The organism is Polaromonas sp. P1_E1_2, assembly GCF_056406035.1.
The window spans coordinates 1-4779 of sequence record NZ_JBFUAZ010000316.1 but is presented as its reverse complement, the minus strand read 5'-3'; the positions used below and the strand labels follow the sequence as shown (position 1 = coordinate 4779).

Annotated in this window: 3 protein-coding genes; 1 reads left to right on the top strand and 2 read right to left on the bottom strand. The window is 63.1% G+C overall.

What is annotated here, in order from left to right; all coding sequences use genetic code 11:
- Positions 1-2416 (bottom strand): two-partner secretion domain-containing protein (locus tag AC1D1P_RS14525; protein WP_477673473.1); only part of this gene is annotated, 2416 nt, incomplete at its 3' end.
- 411 nt (positions 2417-2827) lie between these two features.
- Entirely contained in the window at positions 2828-3754 is a 927-nt protein-coding gene (locus tag AC1D1P_RS14520) for an NAD-dependent epimerase/dehydratase family protein (RefSeq protein WP_477673472.1), read from the bottom strand.
- A gap of 60 nt (positions 3755-3814) precedes the next feature.
- Between AC1D1P_RS14520 and AC1D1P_RS14515 the strand changes: the two genes are divergently transcribed.
- On the top strand, positions 3815-4779 hold a 965-nt coding region (locus AC1D1P_RS14515; protein WP_477673471.1), incomplete at its 3' end, for a CDP-6-deoxy-delta-3,4-glucoseen reductase.

Here is a 4779-nt window from a genome sequence, read left to right as displayed (position 1 = left end):
CCTTGAGCAGGGGACGGCTATTTCCCTCATAAATACGCCAGACGCTGGTGAAATCCCAGTTCGGGTTGACGTTGCCGTTGGCAGCCGTGGCCGAGCTGAAATTGGCCTGTTGTTGCATCTGGGCTGTGGTCATGCCCATGCCGCCGCCCGAGCTGGTGGCCCGCCCGGTTGTGACGGTGTCCCAGAAACTGTTGTTGATCGCCGTTCCGGCGTCCCACAAGCCGACCAGCCCGCCCAGGTTGCTGGTGCCGCTCACGGCCCCGGTCGCGTAGCTGTTGTTGATGGTGCCACCAGCATTGAACTTATAGCCCACCAGGCCGCCGACATTCGTGGTGCCGGACACCGTGCCACTCGCATAACTGTTGCTGATCACAACATTGGCGGTACCATTGCTGTCCCAATACCCCACGAGCCCGCCGACATCCTGGCCGGTGCTGGTGACGTTGCCGCTGGCGTAGCTATTGCTGACGCTTCCGCCGTTGAGCATGTCGCCCACCAGCCCGCCAACCCGCGAACTCGATGCGCCGACAGAGCCGGTGGCATAGCTGTCGCTGATAAGGCCCTGGTTCCAGCCAACCAGCCCGCCCACAATGAACGAGCCGATCACCGCGCCGCTGGCGTGGCTGTTGCGGATTACGCCCTGGCTGGTCCCCACCAGCCCACCAGCCTCGGATCCGGAGCCGGTCACTGAGGTGCTGGCGTAGCTGTTAGTGATATTGCCAGAGCTCCACCCGGCCAACGCGCCGACTTTGGTTTGGCCCGTGACGCTACCGCCGGCCAAGCCCAAATTGTTGATTCGCCCCGAAGCGCCTACATAGCCGAGCAGACCGACGTAGGTGGCGGTGGGCCGGTTGATAGTGAGGCCGGAAATGGTGTGGCCCAAACCGTCCAGGATGCCACTGAATTGCGCCAGGTTGTTGCCCAGCGGTTCGAATCCACTGCCGCCGTTCCAAGCGCTGGTTGGCGAGGCGTCGATGTCAGCGCCCAGTGCGTAGCGACCGTTGAGATTGCCGCTCATGCCCTGTAAATCTGTGCCGCTGGTGCTGGTTGCGGTACCCAGGTCAGTGATCACCGTATAGGCGACGGGGGTACCGTTGCTGCCTTGCTTGGTGCTGAAATTGTTGCCTGCCGGCAAATTGATCTTCGCGCCGTTGTTGACGTTGTAGGAGTTGGTGATTCCATTGGTATTGCCCTGGCCGTATTCCAGCGCCAGCTTGCCGGTGCCCGATGCGTTGAGGTTGGCATTGATGTTGATGTTGTTCTGCGCGTTGAGCGTCAGCTGGTTGACGCTCCAGCTCACCACGTTGTTGACGTTGACATCGCCCGCCGTGCCCGTGTTCCCGCTGCTGCTCTGGATGACGACGTTGCCTGAGGCCAGGTTGGCACTCAGGGCCGCACCCGTGATGTTCCCGCCTGCAGCGGCGATGGTGAAGTCCACAGGATCGATCAGCCAGGTGCCGCTTTGGCCCGCGGGGGCCGCCGTGGTGATCCGGGCGCCGTCGGCAATGTTCACCTGCGCGCCCGAGGTTTCCACAAAGCCGCCGTTGCCGCCGTTGGGCGCCGAAGCGTCCAGCGTGCCCGCAATGTTGGCAGTGCCGGCGGCCATGCCGCCCAGCAGGATGATGGTGCCGCTGCGGTTTTCCACGGTGCGCGCCTGGATCACCCCGGTGTTGTTGACTGCGCTGGCCAGCAGGGAATCCTTGGCACCGGCGCTCATCAGCGCCTGCCCGCCGTCAGCCAGAATCAACCCGCCGTTCTCGGCCAGGCTGTTGAGAACGCTCTGGTCCACCTCGATCTTGAGCAGCTGGTTGCCCTGGAAGGTCAAAGTAGCCGCGCTGCCTGCCGCCAGCGCCACGCTGCCCTGCGGAGCGCTGATGCTGCCCTGGTTGCGCACGGTATTGCCGACCAGTGCAACGTAGCCGCCCGTGGCAGCATTGATGCGGCCCTGGTTGACCACACTGCCTGCGCCTGCGCCGCTGAAGCTGCGCTTTCCGCTGCTCAGGTCCGCATCCTTGACATCCAGTGTCGACGCCACCAGCCCGCCCACATTGACCTGGGCGCCGGCGCCAAACAGGATGCCGTTGGGGTTGATCAGGAAGACCTGCCCATTGGCATTGAGCTGGCCCAGGATCTGGCTGCCGTGGGTGTCCATGATGCGGTTGACCGCGATCGCGCTGGCCGAAGGCTGCACGAAGTTGACGCTTTCCTGCGCGCCTACGTTAAAGCTCTTCCAGGTCAGCGAAGCGTTCTGGCTGGATTGATTGATGGTGGTGGCGGAGCCGCTCTGCGAGATGCTGGCCGCGCCCGAAGTGACCTGGCCGTCTACCGGGCCGGCCTGCGCTGTTGCTGCTCCCAGCAGCAAAACGGCCGTTACGGGCTTGCGCAGGGTCCATCTGCCCGCGGCGCTATCGGCCATCCGTCCCAGTGCATCAAAAAACGGCGGCGCCGCGGTGGGTACGCGTTGACCGATGTTTGTTACAAATTGCGCTGCCGTACGCGCATTTTTCGAACTTTTTTTGTGCATTTTTCACATCCCGCGAGTCCCCTTGCGTCAGCCGATTGCAAGATAGAGGCACTCGAAGTGATGGTATTCACAAAGGAAACCCGGCACATCGGGTTAAAAAAAGTTCTTTTTGCAGTTAATAGAAACGTGCTCCAGGCCGACCACGTTAGTTTCAATTTGTTACCGCTTTGGTTGTAACATTCGACCGCAGTACCGTTGCCAAAAAAAGACACCTAAAATGAGAAAACGGGCTGCCATGGTGGCAACCCGTTCATTTCAGGCGGTCAATGGCATTTATTGCGTTGCACCGCGCGGCTGGCTCGCTCACTGATCGCGCAGGCCAATTGCTACTGTCGGGTAGTRCAAACGAAGCCGCAGCTCCTGCTTCAGGCGGGTGTTGTCCAGCCGGCGCGACTCGCTCATGAAGCTCAGCAGCATCAGCGGCAACTCTTCCTGTGCCGTGCCCCGTGCCAGGCGCGGCGGCCGCGGCAGACCGTAGAGGTCCGCCGCCAGGTCGAAATAGTCGCCCATCTTCAGCTGCGTATCGTCACTGACGTTGCTGGCGCGCTGGGGCTTGCCGCGCCACAGCGCCGCCAGGCAGGCACGGGCCAGGTCGTCGGCGTGGATATGGTTGGTGTAGACGTCGTCTTCGGCACGCAGTACAGGTGTGCCCTTGAGCAACCTGCCACGCGGCGTACCGCCTTCGCGGTCGGACGCATAGATGCCCGGGATGCGCAGCAGGTGCACGCGGGTGCCGGTGGCCCGGCCAAAAAGCCGCAGATGCGCCTCGGCATGCACACGCCGCTGGGCACGCGGTGTGTGGGGCTTCAATGGCCGCGTTTCGCGCACCCATTCGCCGCCGCAGTCGCCATACACCCCGCTGGTGGAGCCATACACCAGCGACTGCGGCAGGCTGCGCAGGCGCAGGGCGCGCAGCAGTGCCAGCGTACGTGGGTCCGTACGCCAGTCGGGCTGGTCGCCGGGTGGCGGCGCCAGATGCACCACCCGCGTAGCCAGCCCGGCCAAGCGCCGCAGGGAGGCGCCGTCGTCCAGGTTGCCCAGCAGCGGTGTGATGCCTTGCGCGCGCAAAGCCGGGAAACGCTGCGGTGACGACGTCAGGGCGATGCGCCGGACATTGCGCGGCAGCAGGCGGGCTACGCGCAGGCCGACATCGCCGCAACCGGCAATCAAAACCCGCTCGCGGCGGAAACGGAAAGGCAGCGCGCCTAGGGGGTTCAGGTTTGAGGGCAAAATTGGGGTTGCTGGAAAAAGCCAGCCAGGTCGAGAACAGATACCGCAAGGATACCGAATATGAGCTTTAACGTGACCGTGCAACCCAGTGGCCGGACATTCATCGCCGAGGCGGATGAACCGCTGCTGGCAGCCGCCATTCGCCAGGGGATTGGCCTGCCCTACGGCTGCAAGGATGGCGCCTGCGGCTCCTGCAAGTCAAAAAAACTGGAAGGCAGCGTCCTCCATGGCGCGCACCAGGTCAAGGCCATGTCACCCGAGGAAGAGGCGAACGGCTTCATCCTGACCTGCAGCGCCAGGGCGACGAGTGATATCGTCCTCGAATCACGCCACGTCACGGATGAAAGCGCCTTCCCGGTCAAGAAGATGCCGGTGCGCATCAACAGCCTGGCCAAGGCCTCACACGACGTCATGGTGGTGCGCCTGCAATTGCCGGCCAGCGATGTGTTCAAGTACCACGCTGGCCAATATGTGGAGTTTTTGCTGCGCGACGGCGACCGCCGGGCGTATTCAATGGGCAATGCCCCGCACACCCAGGCCGACAACCCGGGCGTCGAGCTGCACATTCGCCACATGCCGGGCGGCAAGTTCACCGAGCACGTGTTCGGCCCCATGAAAGAAAAGGAAATCCTGCGCATCGAAGGCCCCTTCGGCAGCTTTTACCTGCGCGAAGACAGCGACAAACCCATGGTGCTGCTGGCATCGGGCACCGGCTTTGCGCCCATCAAGGCGCTGATCGAGCATCTGCAACACAAGGGCATCACGCGCCCGGCCGTGTTGTACTGGGGCGGCCGCCGCCCGGCCGATTTGTACATGGACGAATGGGTCAAGGCCAAGGCTGCGGAAATGCCGAATTTGCGTTATGTCCCGGTGATTTCCAACGCGCTGCCTGAAGACAACTGGACGGGGCGCACCGGCTTTGTCCACCAGGCCGTGCTGGAAGATTTTTCCGACCTGTCGGGCTATCAGGTGTATGCCTGCGGCGCGCCCATCGTGGTGGACTCAGCCAAGGCCGCCTACACGGC